We start from the raw sequence: 24,415 nt of genomic DNA on the forward strand, positions 1-24,415 counted from the left end.
ACCGCAAGCACATCGAGAAGGACGCCGCCCTCGAACGCCGCTTCCAGCAGGTGCTGGTCGACGAGCCGAGCGTGGAGGACACCATCTCCATCCTGCGCGGACTGCGCGAACGCCTCGAGGTCTTCCACGGCGTGAAGATCCAGGACACCGCAATGGTCTCCGCGGCCACCCTCAGCCACCGCTACATCACCGACCGGTTCCTGCCCGACAAGGCCATCGACCTCGTCGACGAGGCGTGCGCCCGGCTGCGTACCGAGATCGACTCGATGCCCGCCGAACTCGACGAGATCACCCGCCGCGTCACCCGCATGGAGATCGAGGAGGCGGCCCTGTCCAAGGAGACCGACGCCGCCAGCAGGTCCCGTCTTGAGGAACTGCGCAGGGAACTGGCCGACCTGCGCGGCGAGGCCGACGCCAAACACGCCCAGTGGGAGGCCGAACGGCAGGCCATCCGCCGCGTGCAGGAACTACGCCAGGAACTGGAGCAGCTCCGCCACGAGGCGGAGGAGGCCGAACGCGCCTACGACCTCAACCGCGCCGCCGAACTCCGCTACGGCCGCCTCCAGGACCTGGAGCGCCGGCTGAAGGCCGAGGAGGAGCAACTGGCCGCCAAACAAGGGCAGAACAGGCTGCTGCGCGAGGTCGTCACCGAGGAGGAGATCGCCGAGATCGTCGCCGCCTGGACGGGCATCCCCGTCGCCCGTCTCCAGGAGGGCGAACGCGAGAAGCTGCTGCGCCTCGACGAGATCCTGCGCGAGCGTGTCATCGGCCAGGACGAGGCCGTCAAACTCGTCGCCGACGCCATCATCCGCGCCCGCTCCGGCATCCGCGACCCGCGCCGCCCCATCGGCTCGTTCATCTTCCTCGGCCCCACCGGCGTCGGGAAGACCGAACTGGCCAAGACCCTGGCTGCCGCCCTGTTCGACTCCGAGGAGAACATGGTCCGCCTCGACATGAGTGAGTACCAGGAGCGGCACACCGTCAGCCGGCTCATGGGCGCACCGCCCGGATACGTCGGCTACGAGGAAGGCGGCCAGCTCACCGAGGCCGTCCGCCGCAAGCCGTACTCGGTCGTCCTGTTCGACGAGATCGAGAAGGCGCACACCGACGTCTTCAACACCCTGCTGCAGGTCCTCGACGACGGCCGCATCACCGACTCCCAGGGCCGCACCGTCGACTTCCGCAACACCGTGATCATCATGACGTCCAACATCGGCTCCGAGCACCTGCTCGACGGCGCCACCGCCGAGGGCGAGATCAAGCCGGACGCCCGCACCTTGGTGATGGGCGAGCTGCGCGGACACTTCCGCCCGGAGTTCCTCAACCGCGTCGACGACATCGTGCTGTTCAAACCGCTCGGCGAGCGGCAGATCGAGCGGATCGTCGAGCTGCAGTTCGACGAGCTGCGCCGTCGGCTCGCCGAACGTCGCATCACCGTCGAACTCACCGAAGCAGCTCGGGAGTTGATCGCCCACCAGGGCTACGACCCGGTGTACGGGGCGCGGCCGCTGCGCCGCTACATCTCCCACGAGGTCGAGACGATGGTCGGGCGCGCCCTGCTGCGTGGTGACGTCCAGGACGGCGCGACGGTCCGCGTCGACGCCGAACACGGAGAGCTGGTCGTCACCTACGACCATCCCGAGGACGTGAAGGGAGCGCGGGCGGCATGAGTACGATGCGGGCGACGACCGTCAGTTGTCCCCACTGCGGGCGCAGCAACCGGGTGCCCGCGGCCGCGGAGGGCCGCCCCAGGTGCGGCCACTGCAAGCAGCCCCTGCCGTGGATGGTGGACGCGGGCGACGACGACTTCACCGAGGTGGCCGAGCGGGCCGACGTCCCCGTCGTGGTCGACCTGTGGGCCACCTGGTGCGGCCCCTGCCGCATGGTCAGCCCCGCACTGGAGAAGGTCGCCACCGATCTCGCCGGCCGCATCAAACTCGTCAAGGTCGACGTCGACAAGAACCCTCGGCTGTCGCAGCGTTTCGAGGTCCAGGCCGTACCGACACTGCTGATCCTCGACCGGGGCGCGACGGTCGCCCGGCAGGCGGGGGCGGCGCCCGCCCCGGCTCTTCGCCGGTGGGTGGAACAGTCGATCACCGCCCGGAAAGGGTGATCCGGATGACCCTGCACGCAGACCCCCACCTCGCGCTCGTCCGGCCGGTCCGGCCGCTGACCCCAGAAGGGTGTCAGGAGTGTCTGATGCTCGGCTCCCCGTGGGTCCACCTGAGGCTCTGCCTGACCTGCGGGCACGTCGGCTGCTGCGACTCCTCGCCGAACAAGCACGCGCGCAGGCACGCGGCTGCGGTCGACCATCCGATCGTGCAGTCGTTCCAGCCCGGCGAGGAATGGCGCTGGTGCTACGTCCACGAGGCGTTCGTCTGATGTCCGGCGACCAGCCGCCGCCGAACGGAGAACCGGTGCCGGAGGAAGCGGACGACGCGGCCTCCTGGGAGACCCCGGACATCTACGGCGCGTATCCGCGCCTTACGGAGGACCAGACAGCACGTCTGGCGGAGCACGGGCAACGCCGGACCATGGCTGCGAACGACGTGCTGATCCGGGAGGGGGAGCGCTGCCAGACGTTCTTCGTCGTCCTCAGCGGTACCGTCGCCGTCGTCGAGGGCTACGGCACTCCCGAGGAGCGCATGCTGCGGGTGCACGGTCCCGGTCGCTTCATCGGCGAACTCGGCCTGCTGTACGGACAAGTGGCCTTCTACACCGCTGTCGCCAGGGAGCCGGGCGAGGTCCTCGTCGTCTCCCTGGACCGGTTGCGCCACCTGGTGTCCCAGGACTCCACCATCGGGGACACCGTGCTGCGCGCCTGTCTGGGCCGTCGCGCGCTGCTCGTCGGACAGGGCGCCGGCTTCCGCATCATCGGCTCGCGCTACTCCCCCGACACCAGACGGCTGCGCGAGTTCGCCGTCCGCAACCGGCTGCCGCACCGCTGGATCGACCTGGAGACCGACGAGGAGGCCGAGGAGCTGCTGCGCCGCTTCGGCGTCGGCCCGGCGGAGACACCACTCGTCATCTGGCGGGACACCACCCTGCTGCGCAACCCCAGCAACGCGGAACTGGCCCGGCTCATCGGCCTGCCGTCACTACCCGCCGGAAACCGTCACGGGGACGTCCTCATCGTAGGCTCCGGGCCCGCCGGCCTCGCTGCCGCGGTGTACGCCGCCTCCGAGGGCCTGGGCACCACGGTGGCGGAGGCGATGGCCACCGGCGGCCAGGCCGGCACGTCGTCCCGCATCGAGAATCTGCTCGGCTTCCCCTCCGGCATCTCCGGCGCCGAACTCACCGAACGCGCCGTGCTCCAGGCCGACAAGTTCGGCGCCGGGATCAGCCTTCCGCTGGAGGCGACCGGTCTCCATGCCAAGGACGAGGACCACTACGTGGTGGCGTTCGCCGACGGCAGTGAGATCGCCGCCCGCGCCGTCGTCCTGGCCATGGGCGCCCGCTACCGCCGGCTCCAGGTGCCCGGCATCGAACGCCTGGAGGGCACGAGCGTGCACTACTCCGCGACCGTCTACGAGGCCCAGCAGTGCCGCACCGACCCGGTGGCCGTCGTCGGCGGAGGCAACTCGGCGGGCCAGGCGGTGCTGTTCCTCGCCGGGTACGCGCCGAAGGTGCACCTGCTGGTCCGAGGAGCCGGCCTTGAGGCCAACATGTCCCGCTACCTGATCGACCAGGTCGAGCGCCATCCGCGGGTGGAGGTCATGCTGCACACCGAGGTCACCGAGGTCATCGGCCAGCAGGTGCTGGAGGAGCTCGACGTGGTCGACAACCGCACGGGCGTGCACCGCCGCCTCGCGGCACGGAGCCTGTTCGTCTTCACCGGCGCCGAACCTCACACCGAGTGGCTCGCCGGCACCGTCGCCCTCGACTCCCGCGGCTTCGTCCTCACCGGGCCGGAGGCCCAGGAAGCCTGCGCCCACCCCGAGGTGTGGCACGGTCGCGGGCGCTCGTGCATGACCCTGGAGGCCGGCCTGCCCGGGGTCTTCGCGGTGGGGGACGTCCGCAGCGGCTCGGTGAAGCGGGTGGCCTCCGCGGTCGGCGAGGGCGCGATGGCCATCCACTTCGTGCACCGGCACCTGGGGCACTCGGCCGCACCCGGCACCACGGGCACGTCCGCTGTCGCGGGCCACTCGGACGTCTTCCCCCGCATACGTCACAAGGAGTCCGCATGGCTCGCATGACGAAGGGCGCCCGTCCGGCGCCACGGCGGCCCCCGGTGCCACCGGAGACGCCGACAGCCCCGGCCACGTGGCCGTCCGCGTCCACGATCGGCAGCCCGCCGCCGAAGGAGATCAGACCGCCGTTGCTGTGCTCGATGCCGTAGACGGGACCGCCGGGCTGCGAGATCTCACCCACGGCCCCGCTGTGCATCGAGCAGAGGATCGAGGTCTTGGCCTTGCGATGTCCAGGGTGGTGGCGGACATAGTGACGCCTTTCGTTGGGTGGGCCGTTGCATGCGGTGGCCGGCCACAACGTTCGTGGGGGTGGCGGCCCCGGGAACGCCGCACTGGCCGGGTCGAGCTGGCCGCCGTGGCAGCCCCCGCCGCGTTGACGGGCCTTCCTGGATTCGGCCGTAGCCGCTCTTCCTCCTCAGCCCATCCGGCGTTGAACGGTGCGGGGAGGCTCGGGAGTATGAGCAAACCGCTCGCCTGCCCGGAGTGCGCGCCGGCACACGCGGGTCCACACCGGTCATCCGCGATCACGCGCGTCGCGTATGCCCATCCGCTCGACGCACAAGGCCGCACATCAGCGCTTCCGGCACCGGAGGACGAAGATCCTCGTCACAGGCAGGCTAACGCCGTACCCGAGGCATCCCCAGACCGATCCACGAGATGATCTCCCGCTGGATCTCGTTGTTGCCGCCGCCGAAGGTGAAGATGACGGCCGAGCGGTAGCCGCGCTCCAGTTCGCCGTGGAGCACCGTGCCGGCCGAGCCCTCCTTCAGCTCCCCCGCGGCGCCGACGATCTCCATCAGCCAGGCGTAGGCGTCGCGGCGGGCCTCGGAGCCGTAGACCTTGACGGCGGAGGCGTCCTGCGGGGTCAGGGTGCCGTTCTGGACCGCGTTCACCATCTGCCAGTTGAGGAGCTTCATCGCGTCGAGCCTCACATGGGTCCGGGCGAGGAGGCGGCGCACCCAGGGCAGGTCGATCACCCGGCGGCCGTCGGCGAGTTTGGTTTCCATGGCCCAGCGCTGGACGTCGTGCAGGGCGCGGATGGCCATGGTGCCGTGGGCGGCGAGGGTGACGCGCTCGTGGTTGAGCTGGTTGGTGATCAGCCGCCAGCCCTGGTTCTCGGCGCCGACGCGGCGGGAGACGGGGACGCGGACGTCCTCGTAGTAGCTGGCCGTGGTGTCGTGCGAGGCGAGGGTGGTGATGACGGTGCAGGAGTAGCCCGGGTCGCTGGTGGGGACCAGCAGCATGGTGATGCCCTTGTGCGGCGGGGCGTCCGGGTCGGTGCGGGTGGCCAGCCACACCCAGTCCGCGGTGTCGCCGTTGGTCGTCCAGATCTTCTGCCCGTTGACCACGTACTCGTCGCCGTCCCGCACCGCGCGCGTCTTCAGGGACGCCAGGTCGGTGCCGGCATCCGGCTCGCTGTAGCCGATGGCGAAGTCGATCTCGCCGGAGAGGACCTTGGGCAGGAAGTACGCCTTCTGCTCGTCCGTGCCGAACTGCATGATCGTCGGGCCGACGGTGTTGAGCGCCATCAGCGGCAGCGGAACACCGGCCTGGGCGGCCTCGTCGAAGAAGATGAACTGCTCCATCGCCGTGAGCCCGCGGCCGCCGTACTCCTTCGGCCAGCCCACGCCGAGCCAGCCGTCCGTGCCCAGGCGCCGGATGGTCTCGCGGTAGAAGCGCTTCTGCGCGGCGGGGTCGCCGTGCCGGGCGTAGGCGTTGTCGGGCACCAGCTCGGCGAAGTAGGCGCGCAGTTCGGTGCGCAACCGCTGCTGCTCGGGCGTGTATTCGAGGTGCACGGCGCCTCCAGGCATCCCAGGCCGGTCCTGACGGCGCACACGGTAGAACGTGTTCCAGAAATTGGGAATGGCGAGGGACGGGAAAGGGCCCCCGGATCGCCACGGCGGATTCCGGGGGCCCTGTTCCGGTCATGTGCTCAGTGTGCGACCGGAGTTGCCTGTGTGACGCCGGTGGTTCGCGCCCGTTCGGGGGCGAGCACCCGCTCCGCGAGCAGCCCGAAGAGCAGCCCGAAGGAGGTCCACAGGGTCAGCTGGACGGCGAGGGCCGCCAGCCGGAACTGCCAGAGCAGGGTGGCCGGGAAGGTCTTCGGCACCTCGTCGAAGGACGGCAGGAACGCGTAGGCGAGCCCGACGGCGAGGACGAGGAACGCCCCGGCGGCGAGCGTGGCGTTCCAGTTGCCCAGCCGGGGTGCCAGGCGCTTGCCGAGGATCACGGCGGCGATCGCGAGCAGCACGCTCAGCGCCACCATGAGGAAGTACAGCGTGGTGCGCCTGCCGATGGTGTCGGGGTCGCCGACGGCCGGCGGGTTGGCCGGGTACTTCAGGAACGGCACGACATAGACGGCGATCAGGCCCGCGGCCGCCAGGAGCAGCGCGCTCGCACGCGGTCCGAAGCGGCCGACACGGCCCAGGGCGAAGCAGTACGCGAGGGCGGCGATGCCGCCGAACGCGACGCCGTAGACGAGGACACCGGTGGCCAGGCCCGCGGTGGACTGCATCGTGCGGCTGACGACCTCCATGCCGTGCTCGTGCGTGTGGGTGTCCTCGTAGGCGATGGCCGCGTCGACGCGCGGTTCACCGAGGAAGCGGGCGACGACCAGGGCGAGCAGGCCCGCGGCGAGTCCCGCGAGCATGCCGCGCACCAGGAGGTTGCGGACGGTTGTGGAGTTCATGGGCTCGTACGTCTTCCCGGGCGCCGTCAGTGGCAGGGGAAGCCGAGCAGATGGCGGGCGTCGTGCACCCACTCGTGGACGTCGGATCCGCTCATCACGGAGGTGGCGCCCTGTTCCGCGCCGACGAAGTAGAGCAGGACCAGCATCAGGATGCCGAAGAAGACCGCCCAGGGGACGATCGCGCCGATCGGCAGCTTCTCCGGTACGGCGGTGGGGGTGGTGGTCGGCTGAGCGACAGACTGCGCCATGGCAGGCCCTCCTGGGGAACTCGCGTCCCGTCTCGGTGGTGCACAGGACGACGGGGCGGGTCTGACTCACCGGGCCCGCCCCAGGGTGTGGGCGGCCCGGCATACAGTGGCGCGACCGTGCCGGCTTCTCACCGGCTTCCGCTGTGCCGTCGTCGACATCGATCGTCGATATCGTCCGCGACGGTACCGCGAAGCCGGGGTGGGGCCAAGAGCGCACGGGGGCGCGCGAGGCGTCCACGGTGAGCCGTTCTCTCCGTAGGATCGAGGAATTTGGAGCGATATGGGGGCCGCGTACGAACATCGCACGAGCCGCGTGATCTTGATCTCACCCGCGATCACGGCCGCCCTGCGGGAGGCGCGCTTCGACGACGGCTGCTCCCTGGACGCCTCGGGACTGCGACAGGCGCGGGCCGCGGCCGGAGCGCTCCCGGCACCCGGCCGGGCCTGGTCCTCCCCGACGGTGCGCTGCCGCGAGACGGCCGACGCCCTCGGCCTCGACGCCGAGCCCGTACCGGAGTTGGCCGGGCTGGACGCGGGCCGCTGGCGCGGGGCGAGCCTGGCGGAGGTGGGCGGGCGGGAGCCGGACGCGCTGGCCCGCTGGCTCTCCGACCCGGACGCGGCACCGCACGGCGGGGAGTCGGTACGGGCGGTCTGTGACCGGGTGGCTCAGTGGCTCGGGTCGGTGACGCCGCACACGGGCCGCACCCTGGCCGTGGTCGAGCCCGAGGTGGTGCGAGCCGCGGTGGTACGGGCCCTGGGCGCCCCCGACTCCGCCTTCTGGCGCACGGACGTACCCCCGCTGACCGCCGTCGAACTCACCGGCAGAGCAGACCGCTGGAACGTACGGCTCGGCCGGCCGGTCGGGGGCGGGGACTGAGCGACGTCGTGGGAGGAGCGCCGCACGGCGCGCGCCCGCGTCAGTTCAGTGTCGCCAGGAAGTCCGTGCACGCCTGCGCGCACTCACGGCACGCCTTCGCGCCGTCCTGGGCACCCGCCAGGCGGTCGAAGGCGTGCGCGGACTCCAGGCACACGGTGCGGCACCACTCCACCTGGATACGGATGCCGTCCTCGTCCAGGCGGTTCTGCTCGGACAGCACACGGCAGGTCGCGTCGCACACCTCCGCGCACATGATGCCCTTGCGCCGTACGAGTTCCTGCTCTTCCGTACCCTCGGGGTCCACGAGGCTCGCGCGCAGGGCACACGCCCGCGCACACTCGGTACACGCCTGTGCGCACGTGAACCGGTCCTCCAGGAACCGGAAGAGCTCCTGCTGGGATGTCGTCGTAGTCACGCGGTCCGGGTAGCCGGTGCCTCTCGCGTCAAACACGGTGTTCGGACCGAGGCCCCGGGTACTCGCACGCCATGAACAGCGCATCGATGGTTTTCGCCGCCGGCAGCGCCGCCGCGCTGGGACTCGTCGCGGCCGGTGTGGTGATCGTGGCCGTGCTGATCGGCGCCTTCGTGCTGGGCGCCCGCATCCGCCGCCGCGAGCCCGCACCGCCGCGCCCCGAGGAACAGCCCCGGATGCCGGACGAGGGTCCGGTCCGCGAAGTCCTGGAGAGCCGCGAACCCGACGAGGTGCCGCGCGGCGACCGCCGGCTCACCCCGCACGAACTCCCCGGCCACGGCAATTCACCGACCCGTTCGGCCCCGTCCAGGGAACGTCCGCGCTGGAGCGACGGAAGCAGTGGCTCGTTCGGCAGCGGCGGATCGGGCGGCCGCTGACGAGGCGGCGGTGGGCCTGTGGTCCTCCAGGCTCTGCCTCTCGACGACCCGTATCGTCGCCGGGTTGCGCCCGGCTCGTCGCCGGGTTGCGCCCGGCTCGTCGCCGGGTTGCGCCCGGCGAGCGGCTTGCGTTCGACGAACGGCTTGCGTCCGGCGAACGGCTCGGCGCCACCCACGACCTGCCGTTGCTTCGCGTCGACCTCCGTCTCCCCCCGTCAACCCGCGATCAGCCGCAGGATCGGCTGGCCGAGTGCGCCGAGCCAGCCCGCGAGCGCTCCGAGCGGTCCGATCAGCCCGGCGCCGGCCGTGGCCAGCGCACCCGCAGAGGACAGCAGGCGGGTGATCCGGCCGAGTCGGCCCGCCACCGCCTCCCGGTCCGGCTCCGGCCGGGCGGCCTCCACGTCCAGGGAGTCCAGCTCGGCCCGGACCTCGGGCTCGATCGCCGGCGGCAACGGCGTCTGCTCGATCGACGCCCTCAGTTCCCGGACCAGACCGCGCACCTCCTGACCGCCCGCCGTGAAGACGGCCGACTGGTCACCGTGAACGGTCTGGTTCCCGGCGACGTTGTTGACCACGCCGCCCTGCTGGTTTCCGATGTTGAAGGCCATGGCTCCCCATCTCCTCACCGCTGCCGCCAGGACGCCTGCCGCTCGGCATCCTCGAAGCGGCGGCGCCGGGACGTCGTCACGATGTGCAGAACGATCCCGATGAGCGTCAGAACCGACCCGATGGCCGCCAACGCGAATCCGACCGCCCCTACCGGCACCCCGGCCACCTTCGGTCCGAGCAGCTCCGAGGAGGAGCCGAAGCTCGAACTCCCCGACGAGACGTCGTCGTCGGTCCTGGCGATGAACCGAATGATCACCCAGCCGTACATCCCGCTTCCGACCAGAAAGAACAGGAAGCCGAGAATGATCAGGTGCCGCGCCCTGGTACGGGTCGCGGCGATCTCCTTGAAAAAGCTCTCGCGCTGCGCCTGCTGGACGTAGTTGTACTGGTCGCCTGCGACATTGCTCAGCCGGTCGGCCTGCTGCGCCCCGATGTCGAACCGCCGCTCGCCGCCGGGCGGCGTACGGCCGGCCTCCCGCGGTGCCGAGCGACCCGGCGGGTACGGGGGTGGCGGCCCCGCGGCCGGAGCGCCGTAAGGCGTGGGCCCGGGCTCGGGCTCGGGGGCGGGGCTCCAGCCCGGCATGGTGTCCGAGGTGCCGCGCGCGGTGCCGCCGGCTCCGGGCCTCGGGGTCTGAACGGTCCGGTCGGCGGCGCGCAGCTCTTCGTAATGGACCTCCAAGGGCCCGAAGTCCAGTACGTCGCCCGAGTGCAGCACCTGCTGCCCGAACACCGGGCGGCCGTTCAGCATGGTGCCGTTGGTGGAGGAGAGATCCTCGACGGTGGTCCGGCCCGAGGCCCGCCACACCACCGCGTGCCGTCGGCTGACGCCGGGATCGGCCACCTGGATCTGGCAGTCGGAGTCCCGCCCGACCAGCATCGGCCGGTCGTCCAGGACGAAGACCCGGCCGCGCAGCCGGTCCGGGCGGTCGACCACGAGGTGCGGTAGGTCGCGCTCTCGCAGAGGCGGGTCCATGGCACGACCTCCTGCCTTCGCGAAACGATTCGGTTGTCTGTCCCGGTGATCCTCTCCTTCCAGTAAAAGCCGATCGGCCCCGCCCTGCCACAGCGTCCCGGCGCCGGGGTCCGGCATTGACGTACGACAAGAACGCTCCGTAGCATCACGATCGGCATTGAGTGTCAGCGTCAAGCCCTGGCTCGCTGACCGGCAACCCTCCCGCGCGGTGGGGTGCTCCAGGTGAAAGCCCGGCGGGATCACCGACGACTCCCGCAAGCGCGTGGCCCCGTGGGGGCCGGAGACGGGGAGGAACGGTATGCGGCACCGTGGTGACCTGCCCGCCTCCTTCGCCGACGCCACGGCGTTCTCCCGGCTCTCGCGCCGACGCCACATCGATCTGAAGCGCTCGACCAGCTGCCTCTGTCAGGCCTGACGACCCGGGCCACCCTCGGCCCTCGCGCTTTTTCCCCCGCCACCGCTCCGGGTGGCTTCTTCCCCTGACCTCCGTCTGCACAGCGCTCCCCCGTACCCGGTTCCGATCCGGGCGGGGCCGCACGTCCACGCACGGCTGCCTCGTACGGCCCCGTGCCTGGTGACACGAGTAGGAGAAACCCCTCCGTGACCGCACTCCCCGCTCCCAGACTCTCCCGCCCCGCCTTCCGAACAGCCTTCGGAACCTCCCGATGGGTGCCCCTGGCCGCCCTTGTGACCACCAGCGTCCTGCTGACCGCCTGCGGTTCGAGCGGCGACGGCTCCGGCGGCGGAAGCGGCCGGCCGAAGTCCGGTGGCACGCTGACCTTCGCGGTGGGTTCCGACGCCGGCTGCGTGGACCCGCAGCAGGTCGGTAGCAACGAGAGCATCTACTCGGTGCGCCAGACCGTGGACTCCCTGACCGACCAGGACCCGAAGACCGGCAAGATCGTGCCGTGGCTGGCCAAGAGCTGGGACATCAACGCGAACGCGACGGCCTTCACGTTCCATCTGCGGTCCGGTGTCACCTTCAGCGACGGCTCCGAGCTGACCGCGCAGGTGGTCAAGGACAACTTCGACGCGATCCCGAAGCTCGGTCCGCTGGGTGTCCTCGCGCAGGGCTTCCTGAGCGGCGTCCAGAACACCGCCGTGGTCGACCCGCTCACCGTCAGGGTGACCTTCAAGCAGCCCAACGCCCAGTTCCTCCAGGCGACTTCGACCCACTCGCTGGGCATCGAGTCGTCGGCGAGCGTGCAGAAGAGCCCGCAGCAGAAGTGCAGCGACGGTGTGATCGGCTCCGGGCCGTTCGTGCTGAAGCAGTACGTCCAGAACCAGTCGATCACGCTCGCCAGGCGCGCCGGCTACGACTGGGGCTCCTCGCTGTGGACCAAGAAGGGCGAGGCCTACCTGGACAAGCTGGTCTTCAAGGTCGTGCCCGAGGCGGGCGTCCGGGCCGGCAGCCTCCAGTCCGGGCAGGTGGACGCGATCAGCAGCGTCGGCAAGGCCAATGAGGCGGCGCTGAAGGGCGGTCAGGTCACCCTCCTGCGCCGGGCCAACCCCGGTGTGGTGTTCGGCCTCGGGGTCAACAACTCGCGACCGCTGCTCAAGGACGTCAAGGTCCGTCAGGCGATCCTGGCGGCCATCGACCGCAAGCAGATCGCCGACACCGTGTTCCCGACCGGCACCCGACCGGCCACCAGCGTCCTGGCGCACACCACGCCCGACTACACCGACCTCTCCTCCGACCTCGCCTTCGACGCGGCCAAGGCGAAGTCCCTGCTGGAAGCGGACGGTTGGAAGGCGGGCAGCGGCGGTGTCCGCACCAAGGACGGCAAGAAGCTCAGCCTGACCATCAGCTGGTTCCCCAACGCGGCCACCAACCAGCCCGCGCTGGAGCTGGTCCAGCAGCAGCTGAAGGCCGTCGGGATCGACGTGGTGCTCAAGCAGGGTCAGGTCAGCGAGTTCGCCACCACCCTCCAGGGCGGGAACTTCGACCTGGTGTGGAGCAATGTGACCCGCTCCGACCCGGACATCCTGCGCAGCTCGTTCTCCTCCCAGCTGGCCAACTTCTACCGCCTGCCCGCCAGTTCGCTGGACACCGCGCTCTCCGGGCAGGCCGCGACCACGGACTCCGCCAAGCGTGCGCAGTTGGTGGCCGAGGCGCAGAAGGTGATCGTGCAGAACGCGTACGACGTGCCGGTGGTGGAGCTCCAGACCCAGCTGGCCGTGTCGAAGAAGGTGCACGACCTCGAGTTCGACTCGGGCAGCCGTATCCAGCTGCACGACACCTGGATCGGCTAACGCATGCGCCGCTATGTGATCAAACGGCTGGCGCAGGCGGTCGGGGTGCTGTGGGCGGCGTACACACTGTCGTTCCTGGTGCTGGACTTCCTGCCCGGTGACCCGGTCACCGCGATGGCCGGTGCCGGGATGGACTCGGGAGACGTCGACCCGGCCCGGCTGGCCGCGCTGCGGCACGAGTACGGCTTCGACAAGCCGGTGCTGGTGCAGTACGCCGAGTATCTCGGCCGGGCGGTGCGCGGGGACTTCGGCGACGCCATCTCCACCGGCCGCCCGGTGACCTCCACCCTGGCCGACGCGCTGCCGCAGACGCTCCAACTGACGAGCGCCGCACTGCTGTTGGCGGTGCTGCTCGGCGGCGGTCTCGCGGTGGTGGCGACGTACACCTCGCAGCGGTGGCTGCGGCAGCTCCTGCTGTCGCTGCCCCCGCTGGGGGTGTCGGTCCCGACCTTCTGGGTGGGGCTGCTGCTCGTCGAGGCGTTCTCCTTCCGGCTGCACTGGTTCCCGGCGTTCGGCAACGACGGGCTGCGAGGTCTGGTGCTGCCCGCGCTGACGTTGGCGGTCCCGACCGGCGCGCAGGTGGCGCAGGTGCTGGCCAAGAGCCTGCTCACCGCGCTGGACCAGGCCTACGTGGAGACCGCGCGGGCCAAGGGCGCGGGCCGCTGGCGGGTGCATCTGCGGCACGCGCTGCGCAACGCGTCGCTGCCCGCGCTGACCGTGGTGGGCCTGCTGGTCGGGCAACTGATCGCCGGTTCGGTGGTCGTCGAGACGGTGTTCTCCCGCGACGGGCTGGGCCGGGTGACCGCGGCCGCGGTCACCGCCCAGGACATCCCGCTCGTCCAGGGCGTGGTGGTGTTCGGGGCGCTGATCTTCGTGGCGACGAATCTGCTCGTCGACCTCGTCTATCCGCTGCTCGACCCGCGGATCGTGGTGGCCTCGGACAGGAGGGCGAGCTTCGCATGAGTCAGAGCCTTGTCGACGAACCGGCCGACCGGGCCGAGACCGCCCTCGGTCTCGCCCGGCCGGTCGAGGCCGGACCGCCCGCGGCACCGGGCCGTCGTGCCGACGTACGGCAGGTGCTGCGGTTCGTGCTGCGCCGCCCCGGTCTGCTGCTGTCGGCCGTCGTCGTCGTGCTGGTGGTGCTGGCCTCGTTCTGGCCGGACCTGTTCACCTCGCAGGACCCGCTCAGGGGTGTGCCGTCGGAGAACTTCGGCGGGCCGAGCGGCGGTCACTGGTTCGGCACGGACGAACTGGGCCGCGATGTGTTCTCCCGGGTGGTCCACGGCGCCCAACTCTCTCTCAAGGCAACCCTGATCGCGGTCCTGGTCGCATTCGTGGTCGGCGGACTGCTCGGCGTGGTCGCCGGGTTCGTGGGCCGCTGGGTGGACGACGTGCTGATGCGTTTCGTCGACGTCCTCCTCGCCATCCCCGCGCTGTTCCTGTCGCTGGCCCTCGTCACCGCGCTCGGGTACGGGACGGTGAAGGTGGCGGTCGCGGTCGGCATCGCCAGCGTCGCCTCCTTCGCGCGGGTGGCGCGCGCCGAGGTCCTGCGGGTACGGCAGGCGGTGTTCGTCGAGGCGTCCCGCGCCGGTGGGGCCCGCTGGTACTCGGTGCTGGGGCGGCACGTCCTGCCGAACGCCGCAGGGCCGGTGATCGTCCTGGCCACGCTGGACTTCGGCGCCTCGATCCTGGCCGTGTCGGCACTGAGCTTCCTCGGCTACGGCGCCCCGCCACCGGCCCCGGAATGGGGGACGTTGATCTCCGACGGCCGCAACTACCTGGCCAACGCCTGGTGGTTGACGGCGCTGCCCGGTCTGGCGATCGCCGCGACCGTACTGGCCACCAACCGCATCGCGCGGGCCCTGGACGGCGAATGGTCCAGGCGATGACGACACAGGGACACGAGAACGGTGAGGACGTGACCACACCACTGCTGGAGATCCGCGGCCTGTCCGTGTCGTACCGCACCCGCGGCGGCACGGTACCGGCGGTGCGGGGCGTGGACCTCGACGTCCGGCCCGGACAGATCACCGCCGTGGTCGGCGAGTCCGGCTCCGGCAAGAGCACCACCGCGCACGCCGTCACCCGGCTGCTGGCGGCCAACGGCACCATCGACGCGGGCACGATCCGCTTCGGCCGGCACGATCTCGCCACCCTGTCGGAGGCGGAGCTGCGCACCGTGCGCGGGGCGCAGATCGGACTGGTCCCGCAGGATCCGACGGTCTCGCTCAACCCGGTGAAGCGGATCGGCGAGCAGGTCGCCGAGGTGCTCCGCATCCACGGCCTCGCGACCCGTCGTACGGCCGCCACCGAGGCGATCGCCGTGCTGGACCGGGCCGGGCTGCCCGACGCGGCCGTGCGGGCCCGGCAGTACCCGCACGAACTGTCCGGCGGTATGCGGCAACGGGCCCTGATCGCCGTGGCCATCGCCGCGAAACCCCGGCTGATCATCGCGGACGAACCGACCAGCGCGCTCGACGTCACCGTGCAGCGCGTGATCCTCGACCATCTCCAGTACCTCACCGAGGAGTTGGGCACCGCGATCCTGCTGGTGACCCATGACCTGGGGGTGGCCGCCGACCGCTCGCAGCGTCTGGTGGTCATGGAGCAGGGAAAGGTGGTCGAGGCGGGCGAGACCCGCGCCGTCCTGGCCGACCCCCAACACGACTACACCCGACGCCTGTTGGCCAGCGCCCCGAGCCTGACCACGCCCCGTCCCCGCACCCCGGCCCCCGCGGAACCGGCAGACTCGACGCCGCCTCTGGTCGAAGTACGCAACCTGGTCAAGGAGTTCAGGCTGCCGCGCGCGGGCGGCGCGTCCCGCACCCTGCGCGCGGTCGACGACGTCAGCCTCACTCTCCGGCGCGGACAGACCCTCGCCCTGGTCGGCGAGTCCGGCTCGGGCAAGTCCACCACCGCCCGCGTCGTCCTCCGTCTCACCGACCCCACCTCCGGACAGGTCCTCTTCGACGGCGCCGAGGTCACCACCGCCAAGGGCGACCGGGTCAGGCAGCTGCGCCGCCGCGCCCAGCTCGTCTACCAGAACCCGTACGCCTCCCTCGATCCGCGTTTCACCATCGGCGAGGTGATCACCGAACCGCTGCGGGCGTTCAGGGTCGGCGACCGAGCCTCCCGGCTCGACCGTGCCCGCGAACTGCTCGACCGGGTCGCGCTGCCCGCTTCGACGCTGGAGCGCCGCCCGGCGGAGCTGTCGGGCGGCCAGCGCCAGCGCGTGGCCATCGCCCGGGCCCTCGCCCTCTCCCCCGATCTGGTGGTCTGCGACGAGCCGGTCTCCGCGCTCGACGTGTCCGTCCAGGCCCAAGTCCTGGACCTGCTCGCCGAGTTGCAGGCGGACACCGGCGTGGCGTACCTGTTCATCTCCCACGACCTGGCCGTCGTACGCCAGATAGCGCACCAGGTCGCCGTCATGCGCGGCGGACGGATCGTCGAGACGGGCCCGCCCGGGGAACTGTTCACCGAGCCCCGCCACGCGTACACGCGTGAGCTGCTCGCGGCGATCCCCGGCGGTCATGCCCCCTCCCGCGCCGCGGAAACCGCAACGAGCTGAGGACCGACGTCACATGAGCACACCCACCATCACCTCGTTGGCGTTTCTCACGCCGGGCAACTTCGCCGACGACGACCCCTATCCGGGTCTGGAGGAGACCCTCCGGCTCTTCGAGTACGGCGAAGCACTGGGCTACGACGGCGCCTGGATCCGGCAGCGCCACCTGGAACACGGGGTCGGCTCGGCGGCCGTGTTCCTCGCCGCGGCCGGACAGCGCACCGAGCGGATCGAACTGGGCACCGCGGTCATCCCCATCGGCTACGAGAACCCCTTCCGCCTGGCCGAGGACCTGGCGCTGGCCGACGTGCTGTCCCGGGGCCGGCTCCAGATCGGGTTCAGCACCGGGATGCCGCACGCCGACCTGCTCGGCGACGTGGTGCACGACGGGGACTGGCGGGGCTTCGACCTGTCGTACGGCAGGATCGCCCGGGTCGTCGAGAACCTCCGCGGTGACTACCTCGGCGGCCCGGACACCGTCATCCACTCGCCGGGCAATGTCCAGCGCCCCCGTCTGCAACCGCACAACCCCGGCCTGGCGCAACGGATCTGGTACGGCGGGGGGAGCCTGCGCTCGGTCCGCTGGGCCGCCGAGAACGGCCTCGGGCTGCTCTCCGGCAACATCGTCACCGGCGAGGACACCGACGACTTCACCACGGCCCAGCTGAAGCTGGTGTCCGAGTACCGGCGGACGCTGCCCGAGGACCGTACGGCGCGGGTGGCGCTGGGCCGGGTGATCGTGCCCCTCGACAGCGCCGACACCGCCACCCGGGCCCGCTACCGCGCCTACGCGGCGAGCCGCCACGAACGGACTCTCGCGCCCCAGGGCCCGAGGCGCACCCTGTTCGCCCCGGACGTCGTGGGAACCGCCGAGCAGATCCTGGAGCAGCTGACGGCCGATCCGGTCCTCGCCGAAGTGACCGAGCTGCGCCTGGAGTTGCCGTACGAGTTCCACCGGGAGGAGTACGAACAGATCCTGCACGACGTACGACACCTCGTCGCCCCCGAACTCGGCCACTACCCCTCGCCGGTCCAGCAGGCCGGCCGATGAGTCACGGTCCCACGCCACCGGACGGCCTCGTGCCGCGCCGCGGTCACCCGTTTCCCGGAAGGAACCCCATGTCCGGCCCCGCCCTGCACCTCGCCCTGGAGATCGACGGCGACGGTGCCCACCCCGCGGCCTGGCGCCGCGCCGCCCACGCACCCGACCGGTTGCTGACCCCGCGCCGGGTGGCCGGGGTCGCCGCCGTGGCCGAGAACGCCGGGTTCACCCTGATCACGCTGGAGGACGGCGTACTGCCGCCCGGCGCCGGACCGGACCCCGTGGGCCGGATCGGTGCCGTGGAACGGGCCGCGTTCGCCGCGGCGTCCACGAGCACCGTCGGGATCGCGCCGGTCGTCCCGGTGACGTATGCCGAACCCTTCCATGTCTCCAGCCAGTTGGCTTCCCTGGACCACATCTCGGCCGGTCGCGCCGGATGGGTGGTGACGGAGGAGGAGCTTCCCGAGGCGGCCCGTGCCTGGGGCCGCCCGCCGGTCGCGGACGCCTCCGCGCGGGCCCGGGAGTCCCGGAACGGGGTGGAGGTCGCCCGGGCCCTGTGGGACTCGTGGGAGGACGACGCGGTGATCCGGTCCGTGGCCACGAGCCGCTACCTCGACCGCGAACGGCTCCACTACATCGACTTCACCGGCGAGACCTACGCCGTGAAGGGCCCGGCGATCGTGCCGCGCCCGCCGCAGGGACAGCTCGTCGTCCTCGGCCGGCCGGACCGGGTTCCCGCCGCAGGGCTCGACGTCGGGTTCGTCGAGGGGCGCGATCCCGCGGCGGTCGCCTCGGCGGCGGCAGCCGCCGGTACGCCCCGCGTCCTCGCCGAGATCGAGGTGGCGCTGGACACCCCGGAGGCCACGGCCGCCGAGCGCGTCGCGGACCTCGGACGGCACGCGGCATGGAGCGACCGCGGGCGGCTGCGGCACATCGGTTCCGCCGAACAACTCGTGCTCCTGCTCAGTGAGTTGAGCCGCCACGTCGACGGCGTACGGCTGCATCCGCTCGTCCTGGACGAGGACCTTCCCGTCCTCTCCCGGCTCGTCCTGCCGGCCCTGTCCGAGCGACGACTCGTCGCCCGTCCCCTGCCCGGCACGTCCCTGCGCTCGACCCTGGGTCTGGAGCGCCCCGCCAACCGCTTCGCCGTCGCGGCCCCCGCCGCCCTGGAGGACGCACGATGACCCGCACCGACCCCCTCGACGTACCCCGGCCTCATGCCCAGTTGCACTTCGGCGTCTTCTTCCAGGGCGTCAACCACTGGACCATCTGGTCCGCCCCCGACAGCGGCTCCCAGATCGACCCCGCCTCCTTCCGCAAGGTCGCCCAGACCGCCGAACGCGGCCTGTTCGACGCCTTCTTCCTCGGCGAGGGCCTGCGGCTGCGTGAGGTCGACGGCAGGATCCACGACCTGGACGTGGCCGGACGGCCGGACGCCATCACCCAGCTCGCGGCGCTGGCCGCGGTCACCCGCCGCATCGGCCTCGTCTCCACGTCCAACTCCACCTTCAACGAGCCCGCCGATCTCGCCCGCCGGCTGTCCGGACTCGACCTGCTCTCCGAGGGCCGCGCGGGCTGGAACGTGGTGACCACGGACAACGCCTGGACCGGCGCCAACTTCCGCCGGGGCGGCTATCTCGACCACGCCGACCGATACCGGCGGGCCGAGGAGTTCCTGACGGTGGCCCGCGCGCTCTGGGACGGCTGGGAGGACAAGGCGGTGGCCGGCACGCGGGACGCGTCGGCGTGGTCCGCGCCCGGTGCCGTACACCGAGTACGTCACCGCGGCCCGCAGTTCGACGTGGACCTCGTACCGACCCTCCCGCGCAGCGCCCAGGGGCATCCGGTCGTCTTCCAGGCCGGCGACTCCGGCGAGGGGCGGGACTTCGCCGCCCGCAACGCCGACGTCGTCTTCTCGGCACACGGCAGCGACTTCGACGACGCGCTCGCCTTCGCGGACGATCTCCGCAACCGGCTGCGCGCCGTGGGCAGGCCCGACGACGACCTGCGGATCCTGCCCGGCACCGAGATCATCATCGGTGCCACCGAGGAGGAGGCGCAGGAGAAGAAGCGCTGGATCCGGCTCCAACAGGTCACTCCCGCCACGGCGTTGGGGATCGCCGGGCTGCTGTGGGGCATCGATCTGTCCGACCGTGACGCCGACGGGCCGCTGCCCGAGGAGGATCCCGTCGTCGCCGAGAACGACGGTTCCTTCGGCGCACGCCGTATCGCCGACCCGCGAACCGTCGTGGCCGAGTGGCGGGCGAAGGCGGAGGCGCACGGCTGGTCGCTGCGAGAGACCGTCATCGCGCTCGGCCCGCAGCGCGGCCACGTCGGCACCCCGTCCGCCCTGGCGGACAAGTTCGCCCACTTCGTACGGCACGGCGCGATCGACGGCTTCAACGTCACGCCGTACCTCATCCCCGACGGTCTCGACGACATCGTCGACCTGCTCGTCCCGGAGCTCCAGGAACGCGGCGTCTACCGCACCGAGTACACCGGCACCACGCTCCGCGACCACCTCGGCCTGCGCGAACCGCTCACCCACCGGTCCGCGCCCGCCCGGCAGCAGGCGGGCTGACCGTCCCGCACCCCTCCCCCATCCCCTCGCGAGGCCGAAACCCGCGTGACGAAGGAGAACTCATGACCACCGAGGCAACCACGACGGACCTCCACGCCTTCACCGAGAGCTGGCTGGAGTGGTACCGCACGCAGGAGGCCCGGCTCGCCGACCCGCACGGGTTCCTGGCGATCACCGGCCTGCACTGGCTCGACGACCGGCCGCAGCGCTTCCCCGACGCCCCCGGCGCATGGCACGCCGGCCCCGACGGGGTCGTGGTGCACCTCGACGACGGCGAGGAACTCCTCGTCGACGGCACACCGGTGCGCGGTGAACACCGCTTCGGGGTGCTTCCCGAGCGCGGTGGCGTCGACGCGGTCTGGGGAGAGGCGGTCATCGAGGTCGCCAAGCGCGGCGGCCACGACATCGTGCGCCCCCGGCACCCGGACGCGCCGCTGCGCACCGAGTTCACCGGCACCCCCGCCTACGCCCCCGACCCGCGCTGGGCCGTGACGGGCCGGTACGTCCCCTTCGACGCACCGCGGCCGACCACCGTGGGCGCCGCGGTCGAGGGCCTCGAGCATGTGTACGAGGCCCCGGGCAGGATCGAGTTCGAGCTGGACGGGCACCGGCTGTCCCTGACCGCGTTCCCCGGACATCTCCCGGGCCGGCTCACGGTGCTGTTCACCGACGCGACCTCGGGGGTCACCACCTACGCGGCCAACCGGGCCCTTTCCGTGGAGCCGCCCGCCGCCGACGGCACCCTCGTCCTGGACTTCAACCGCGCGACGAACCTGCCGTGCGCCTACACCGACCTGGCCACCTGCCCGCTCCCCCCGGCCGAGAACAGGCTGCCGGTGGCGATCGAGGCGGGGCAGAGGATCCCCCGGGAGCGCGGCGGTTCATGAGCACGGCCCGGGGCGGCGCCGACAAGGGCGGACCCGATGTCCGGAATCGGCAAGCGGACAGGTCCGCCGGAGGAAAGACGGCGCCGCCCCCCGTGGGCTTGACTTCCCGAAGCCCGCGACGAGAGAGGCCGTCCCATGCCCGACACACCAGCCGGAGAGTTCTGGAAGGACCTCAGGCCGATCGAGAACTCCTTCCGCCCCGACGCCCTTCCCGAGGTCTACCTGTCCAAGGTGGCCACGGACGACGACCGCTACTACGTGCCGTTCACGGAGACCGTCGGCTCCCGCCCCCTGTGGATCAACATCAAGGACAACAGCTGGGCCGACATCCTGCGGGCGAAGGAGGCCGGGCTGGTCAACCGGCACTACCACCCGCACCAGGTGTTCGCCTACACGATCTCCGGCAAGTGGGGCTATCTGGAGCGGCCCTGGACGGCCACCGCGGGCGACTTCGTCTACGAGGCCCCCGGCGAGGGGCACACCCTGGTCGCCTACGACAGCGACGAGCCGATGAAGGCGTTCTTCATCGTCAAGGGACCGCTGGTCTGGCTGGACGAGAACGGCGAGCCCGACGGCTTCTTCGACGTGCACGACTACGTCAAGATGTGCCGGGAGCACTACGAGAAGGTCGGGATCGGCGCCGACTACGTCAACGCCCTCTTCCGCTGACCATGACGCGGACCCGCATGAGGGCGGCGCTCTGGTACGGGGCGAGGGACGTCCGCGTCGAGCAGGTGCCGGTACGGCCGCCGGGGGCCGGCGAGGTGACCGTCGAGGTGGCCTACTGCGGGATCTGCGGCAGCGATCTGCACGAGTACGCCGACGGCCCGCACGCCGTTCCCGTCGGCGCCCCGCACCCGGAGTCGGGGGTGGCCGCCCCGCTCGTCCTCGGACACGAGTTCTGCGGCACCGTCACGGAGGTGGGCGACGGTGTCACCGGCGTCGTCCCCGGCGACCGGGTGGCGGTGGAGCCGCACTACCGGTGCGGCCGCTGTCCCCGGTGCCTCGCCGGGGAGTACAACATCTGCCGGCACTTCGGGTTCGCCGGGCTGATGGGCCACGGCGGACTGGCCGAACGCGCCACCGTGCCGGGCTACATGCTGCACCGGCTGCCCGAGTCGGTCTCCCTGGAACAGGCGGCGGTGTTCGAGCCGGCCGCCGTCGCCCTGCACGCCGTGCGGCGGGCCGGGATCCGCCCCGGTGAGACCGTCGCCGTCCTCGGGCTGGGCCCGATCGGACTGCTCGTCACCCAGCTCGCGGCCCGTGCCGGTGCCGGGCGGATCGTCGCCGCCGACCGGTCCGCGGCCCGCCGCGAGCTGGCCGTGCGCCTGGGGGCCGCCGAGACCGGTACGGATCTGGACGGCCTGACCGGCGGCGAGGGGGCGGACGTCGTCTTCGAGGCCGTCGGCTCGGAGCAGACGCTGCGTGCCTGCCTGGCCGCCACCCGGCGCGGCGGACGGGTCATGTTCCTCGGTCTGACCGGCACGGTCCGACTGGACGCCTTCGCCCTGGTGAACAACGAGCAGACCCTCATGACCAGCGTGGGATACCGGGACGTGTATCCCGAGCTGATCCGCATGGTGGGCGAGGAGGGCGTGGACCTGGCCGGGATCGTCACCTCCACCATCGCTCTGGAGGATGTCGTACGGGACGGATTCGAGGCGCTGCTGCGCGGAGAAGAGCAGATCAAGGTGCTGGTACGGCCGGGAGGAAGGGCTTCCGGCCGAGGTGGCCCTCGCCTACGCTGAGGCCCCGACCCGCATGTCTCATGAGGAGATCGCATGTCCGCTCTCTCCGTGATCTCCCAGGCCACCACCGAGCACCTGGAACCCGCCGAGCGCATCCACTACTGGGAGGACTACAACCGCCGGGCCCTGGTGGGCCTGTCCTGCACCTCCTACTCCGAGCAGGGGCTGCTGGCCAGGCAGACCAACATCGAGCTGGGCGCGCTGCGCCTGGCCGACATCTCGGGAAACTCCCATGCCGTGGAGCGCACCCCGCAGACGGTCAGGTCGGCCCCCAAGGACTCGGTGTTCGCGAGCCTTCTGCTCACCGGAGAGGCGGTGTTCCTGCACGAGAACGGCTGCCTCGCGGCCACCTCCGGCGAGCTGTGCGTCTACGACACGCGCAGGCCGTATCTGTTCGGGTTCTCCTCCTCGATGCGGCAGATCCTGGTGGACGTGCCGAGGGAGCTGTTCACCCAGGCATGCGGGGCGCATCGGCTGCCCGGGCCGATGCTGTTCGGCCGGGGCACGGCGCGGGAAGGCGCGCTGGTGGCCGCGCTGGCCGCGCTGCTCGGCGAGTTGACGGCGTTGCGGGGCGGGCCGCACGTTCCCGCCGACGCCGAGGGGGCCGTGCTCGGTCTGCTCGGGCAGCTCACCGAGGGCCGGACGGGCGGGCCGACGGGACCCGACGCCTACCGCTCGCAGCTGATCGTGGCGGAGGACTACATCGAACGCCATCTGCACGACCCTCGGCTCGGTGCCGCCCAGGTGGCCGGCGTCATGGGGATCTCGGCACGGCACCTGGGCCGGATCTTCGCCTCGACCGGCAGGTCCCCGGCACGGCACATCGTGGAACGGCGTCTGGTCAGGGCGCACCGGGAACTGCTCGCCCCTGAGGCACGGCAGACCCGGATCGCCGACGTGGCTCACCGCTGGGGGTTCTCCAGCCAGGCCCATTTCACCCGTCTCTTCCACGCCAGGTTCGGTCTCACCCCGAGCGAGGCACGAGCGGAGGCGACGCGGTAGTCACCGGCGTGTCAGTGCCGTCCGCCCCAGGCGCGGGCCGCCGTTCCCCCGACCGGCACGGGCACGGTGAGCACGGCGCCCGAGGCGCTGGTCGGGTGGCGCACCCCGTGGCGGGCCGTGGTGACGTAGAGACGGTGGTCGGTGGGGTGGAGGCACACCGAGGTGGGGTGCGGGGCCGGGACTTCGAGGGTGTGGAGCAGACGGCCGTCGGGGTGGTAGCGGCGTATCGCGGCGGCTCCCCACATCGCGACCCAGAGCCGGCCCTCGGTGTCGACGGTCATTCCGTCGGGGCTGCCCTCGTCGCCGCCCAGGCGGACGAAGATCTCCGGGCCCTCGGACAGATCGCCCGAGACGGGATCGACACGGCAGCGCAGGATGGTGCCCTCGGCCGAGTCGGCGAGGTACAGGGTCGTGCCGTCCGCGCTGAAGGCCGGTCCGTTGGCGATGGTCAGGCCGTCGAGAACGCGTACGACCGTGCCGTCCGTGTCGGTCCGGTAGAGCGAGCCCGCGCCCCGGGTGCCGTCGTAGGCCATGCTGCCCGCCCAGAAGCGGCCGGCGGGGTCGGCGACGCCGTCGTTCATCCGGCTGGGGACCGGGGTGCGGTCCTCGGGGCGGTCCAGCCACTCCAGGGCCCCGTCGGCGGTGAGCAGGGCGACGCCGGTGCCCGCGGCGGCGATCCACACGTCCGGCTCGTCGCGCACCGGGGCGACGGCGCCCAACGGGACGTCGAGCCGGGCCAGTTGGCGTGAGGCGGCGGGCCCGTCGCCGTCGCGCAGTTCGTAGAGCCCGCCGGTGAGGATGTCCACGTACACGTACCGGCCGTCGATCCAGCGGCCGCCCTCGGCGAGTTCGTACCCTCCGTCGACGACGACCGTGGTGGGCGCTGCCATGAATGTCATGAG

The 24,415-nt window shown here is 71.6% G+C and carries 25 protein-coding genes, 1 pseudogene and 2 riboswitches; of the genes and pseudogenes, 18 read left to right on the forward strand and 8 right to left on the reverse strand.

The window, feature by feature from the left end; translation table 11 throughout:
- The 4 genes from ABZT17_RS36750 to ABZT17_RS36765 form a co-directional block, all read left to right on the forward strand.
- Nucleotides 1-1,670 (forward strand): AAA family ATPase (locus ABZT17_RS36750; protein ID WP_356355688.1); only part of this gene is annotated, 1,670 nt, incomplete at its 5' end.
- Nucleotides 1,667-2,113 carry a thioredoxin gene (trxA, locus tag ABZT17_RS36755; protein ID WP_356355690.1) on the forward strand — a complete coding sequence of 149 codons (447 nt, stop codon included), beginning with the start codon at nt 1,667-1,669 and terminating at the stop codon, nt 2,111-2,113. The genes ABZT17_RS36750 and trxA, both read left to right, overlap by 4 nt.
- A 5-nt stretch (nt 2,114-2,118) precedes the next feature.
- Entirely contained in the window at nt 2,119-2,382 is a 264-nt protein-coding gene (locus ABZT17_RS36760) for a UBP-type zinc finger domain-containing protein (protein ID WP_356355692.1), read from the forward strand.
- Nucleotides 2,382-4,196 (forward strand): FAD-dependent oxidoreductase, encoded by a 1,815-nt coding sequence (locus ABZT17_RS36765; protein ID WP_356355694.1) that lies wholly within the window; start codon nt 2,382-2,384, stop codon nt 4,194-4,196. The genes ABZT17_RS36760 and ABZT17_RS36765 overlap by 1 nt, the downstream gene beginning before the upstream one ends.
- 43 nt (nt 4,197-4,239) lie before the next feature.
- Here the strand turns inward: ABZT17_RS36765 and ABZT17_RS36770 are convergent.
- The 4 genes and pseudogenes from ABZT17_RS36770 to ABZT17_RS36785 all read right to left on the reverse strand — a co-directional run.
- Nucleotides 4,240-4,488 (reverse strand): annotated as a pseudogene (locus ABZT17_RS36770) (heme-binding protein); the annotation flags it as partial.
- 319 nt (nt 4,489-4,807) lie between these two features.
- On the reverse strand, nt 4,808-5,986 hold the full coding sequence (locus ABZT17_RS36775; protein WP_356355696.1) for an acyl-CoA dehydrogenase family protein: 1,179 nt from the start codon (nt 5,984-5,986) through the stop codon (nt 4,808-4,810).
- Nucleotides 5,987-6,123: 137 nt separating this feature from the next.
- Nucleotides 6,124-6,879 (reverse strand): CbtA family protein, encoded by a 756-nt coding sequence (locus ABZT17_RS36780; RefSeq protein WP_356355698.1) that lies wholly within the window; start codon nt 6,877-6,879, stop codon nt 6,124-6,126.
- A gap of 26 nt (nt 6,880-6,905) precedes the next feature.
- Nucleotides 6,906-7,127, reverse strand: coding sequence for a CbtB domain-containing protein (locus ABZT17_RS36785; protein ID WP_356355700.1), 222 nt, complete (start codon nt 7,125-7,127; stop codon nt 6,906-6,908).
- Nucleotides 7,128-7,163: 36 nt separating this feature from the next.
- A riboswitch (cobalamin riboswitch) is annotated at nt 7,164-7,303 on the reverse strand.
- A gap of 104 nt (nt 7,304-7,407) precedes the next feature.
- Between ABZT17_RS36785 and ABZT17_RS36790 the strand changes: the two genes are divergently transcribed.
- Nucleotides 7,408-8,004 (forward strand): histidine phosphatase family protein, encoded by a 597-nt coding sequence (locus ABZT17_RS36790; protein ID WP_356355702.1) that lies wholly within the window; start codon nt 7,408-7,410, stop codon nt 8,002-8,004.
- Between the two features lie 40 nt (nt 8,005-8,044).
- Here the strand turns inward: ABZT17_RS36790 and ABZT17_RS36795 are convergent, their stop codons facing one another.
- The gene (locus ABZT17_RS36795; protein ID WP_356355704.1) at nt 8,045-8,419 is read right to left on the reverse strand and encodes a ferredoxin; all 375 of its coding nucleotides are present in this window, start codon (nt 8,417-8,419) and stop codon (nt 8,045-8,047) included.
- 71 nt (nt 8,420-8,490) lie between these two features.
- Between ABZT17_RS36795 and ABZT17_RS36800 the strand changes: the two genes are divergently transcribed.
- Complete coding sequence (locus ABZT17_RS36800; RefSeq protein ID WP_356355705.1) at nt 8,491-8,853, forward strand: DUF6479 family protein; 363 nt, start codon at nt 8,491-8,493, stop codon at nt 8,851-8,853.
- Nucleotides 8,854-9,068: 215 nt separating this feature from the next.
- Here ABZT17_RS36800 and ABZT17_RS36805 read toward each other — a convergent pair whose 3' ends face one another.
- Together ABZT17_RS36805 and ABZT17_RS36810 are read right to left on the reverse strand one after the other, a co-directional pair.
- The gene (locus tag ABZT17_RS36805) at nt 9,069-9,461 is read right to left on the reverse strand and encodes a hypothetical protein (RefSeq protein ID WP_356355706.1); all 393 of its coding nucleotides are present in this window, start codon (nt 9,459-9,461) and stop codon (nt 9,069-9,071) included.
- Nucleotides 9,462-9,475: 14 nt separating this feature from the next.
- Entirely contained in the window at nt 9,476-10,435 is a 960-nt protein-coding gene (locus ABZT17_RS36810) for an FHA domain-containing protein (protein WP_356355708.1), read from the reverse strand.
- Between the two features lie 153 nt (nt 10,436-10,588).
- Nucleotides 10,589-10,702, forward strand: a riboswitch (SAM riboswitch).
- A 31-nt stretch (nt 10,703-10,733) separates the two neighbouring features.
- Here ABZT17_RS36810 and ABZT17_RS36815 point away from each other — a divergent pair.
- From ABZT17_RS36815 to ABZT17_RS36870, 12 genes are all read left to right on the forward strand, one after another.
- Nucleotides 10,734-10,850, forward strand: coding sequence for a putative leader peptide (locus ABZT17_RS36815; RefSeq protein WP_356355710.1), 117 nt, complete (start codon nt 10,734-10,736; stop codon nt 10,848-10,850).
- A gap of 254 nt (nt 10,851-11,104) precedes the next feature.
- A complete protein-coding gene (locus tag ABZT17_RS36820) occupies nt 11,105-12,688 on the forward strand; it encodes an ABC transporter substrate-binding protein (protein ID WP_356355712.1) in 1,584 nt (527 codons plus the stop codon).
- Nucleotides 12,689-12,691: 3 nt separating this feature from the next.
- Nucleotides 12,692-13,651: an ABC transporter permease gene (locus tag ABZT17_RS36825; protein ID WP_356355714.1), complete on the forward strand. Its 960-nt coding sequence runs from the start codon at nt 12,692-12,694 to the stop codon at nt 13,649-13,651.
- Nucleotides 13,648-14,577 carry an ABC transporter permease gene (locus tag ABZT17_RS36830; RefSeq protein WP_356355715.1) on the forward strand — a complete coding sequence of 310 codons (930 nt, stop codon included), beginning with the start codon at nt 13,648-13,650 and terminating at the stop codon, nt 14,575-14,577. The genes ABZT17_RS36825 and ABZT17_RS36830 overlap by 4 nt, the downstream gene beginning before the upstream one ends.
- Nucleotides 14,574-16,256 carry an ABC transporter ATP-binding protein gene (locus tag ABZT17_RS36835; protein ID WP_356355717.1) on the forward strand — a complete coding sequence of 561 codons (1,683 nt, stop codon included), beginning with the start codon at nt 14,574-14,576 and terminating at the stop codon, nt 16,254-16,256. Before ABZT17_RS36830 ends, ABZT17_RS36835 begins: the two co-directional genes overlap by 4 nt.
- Before the next feature lie 13 nt (nt 16,257-16,269).
- Entirely contained in the window at nt 16,270-17,304 is a 1,035-nt protein-coding gene (locus ABZT17_RS36840) for an LLM class flavin-dependent oxidoreductase (RefSeq protein WP_356355719.1), read from the forward strand.
- Nucleotides 17,305-17,372: 68 nt separating this feature from the next.
- Nucleotides 17,373-18,479 carry an LLM class flavin-dependent oxidoreductase gene (locus ABZT17_RS36845; protein WP_356355721.1) on the forward strand — a complete coding sequence of 369 codons (1,107 nt, stop codon included), beginning with the start codon at nt 17,373-17,375 and terminating at the stop codon, nt 18,477-18,479.
- Nucleotides 18,476-19,876 carry an NtaA/DmoA family FMN-dependent monooxygenase gene (locus ABZT17_RS36850; protein WP_356355722.1) on the forward strand — a complete coding sequence of 467 codons (1,401 nt, stop codon included), beginning with the start codon at nt 18,476-18,478 and terminating at the stop codon, nt 19,874-19,876. The genes ABZT17_RS36845 and ABZT17_RS36850 overlap by 4 nt, the downstream gene beginning before the upstream one ends.
- 62 nt (nt 19,877-19,938) lie before the next feature.
- A complete protein-coding gene (locus ABZT17_RS36855; RefSeq protein WP_356355723.1) occupies nt 19,939-20,763 on the forward strand; it encodes a DUF1684 domain-containing protein in 825 nt (274 codons plus the stop codon).
- Between the two features lie 135 nt (nt 20,764-20,898).
- Nucleotides 20,899-21,432, forward strand: coding sequence for a 2,4'-dihydroxyacetophenone dioxygenase family protein (locus ABZT17_RS36860; protein WP_356355725.1), 534 nt, complete (start codon nt 20,899-20,901; stop codon nt 21,430-21,432).
- Nucleotides 21,433-21,434: 2 nt separating this feature from the next.
- Complete coding sequence (locus tag ABZT17_RS36865) at nt 21,435-22,511, forward strand: 2,3-butanediol dehydrogenase (RefSeq protein ID WP_356355727.1); 1,077 nt, start codon at nt 21,435-21,437, stop codon at nt 22,509-22,511.
- Nucleotides 22,512-22,544: 33 nt separating this feature from the next.
- Entirely contained in the window at nt 22,545-23,513 is a 969-nt protein-coding gene (locus ABZT17_RS36870) for a helix-turn-helix domain-containing protein (protein ID WP_356355729.1), read from the forward strand.
- A gap of 11 nt (nt 23,514-23,524) precedes the next feature.
- Here the strand turns inward: ABZT17_RS36870 and ABZT17_RS36875 are convergent, their stop codons facing one another.
- Entirely contained in the window at nt 23,525-24,412 is an 888-nt protein-coding gene (locus ABZT17_RS36875) for an SMP-30/gluconolactonase/LRE family protein (RefSeq protein WP_356355731.1), read from the reverse strand.
- Nucleotides 24,413-24,415: the final 3 nt, after the last annotated feature.

It is taken from the genome of Streptomyces sp. NPDC005648 (genome assembly GCF_040605395.1).
In the GTDB taxonomy this organism is placed as follows: domain Bacteria; phylum Actinomycetota; class Actinomycetes; order Streptomycetales; family Streptomycetaceae; genus Streptomyces.